Genomic DNA, 389 nt, shown 5'->3' with positions numbered 1-389 from the left:
GCCAAGGTCACCTTGACCCAAGTGCAATGGCTGTCACGCCTGCCCGCAGGGCATCAGGCTTGGACCCTCGACGCCCTGCCCCAAGCACCCGCCTTCGAACCGATCAATGTCGAAGCCCACGACCTGGCCTACGTGCTCTACACCTCTGGTTCCACCGGCCAACCCAAGGGCGTGATGAACGAACACGGCGCCTTGATGAACCGCCTGCACTGGATGCAGGACGCCTTCCCGATTGGCCCGAACGACCGTGTGCTGCAAAAGACCCCGTACAGCTTCGACGTGTCGGTGTGGGAGTTCTTCTGGCCGCTGATCACTGGCGCGACCCTGGTGGTCGCCCGTCCGGACGGTCATCGCGACCCGGCCTACCTCAGCCAGTTGATCCAGCAGGA

1 protein-coding gene is annotated in these 389 nt (G+C 63.8%); it reads left to right on the top strand.

Annotated features, from left to right (window positions below; genetic code table 11):
- Positions 1–389: AMP-binding protein (locus tag V7773_RS30280; protein WP_336076507.1), on the top strand; the 389-nt coding region annotated here is incomplete at both ends.

This window comes from Pseudomonas sp. 3JA (assembly GCF_036961705.1).
GTDB classification, from domain to species: Bacteria; Pseudomonadota; Gammaproteobacteria; order Pseudomonadales; family Pseudomonadaceae; genus Aquipseudomonas; species Aquipseudomonas fluorescens_Q.
This window is presented reverse-complemented; position numbering and strand designations above follow the sequence as displayed.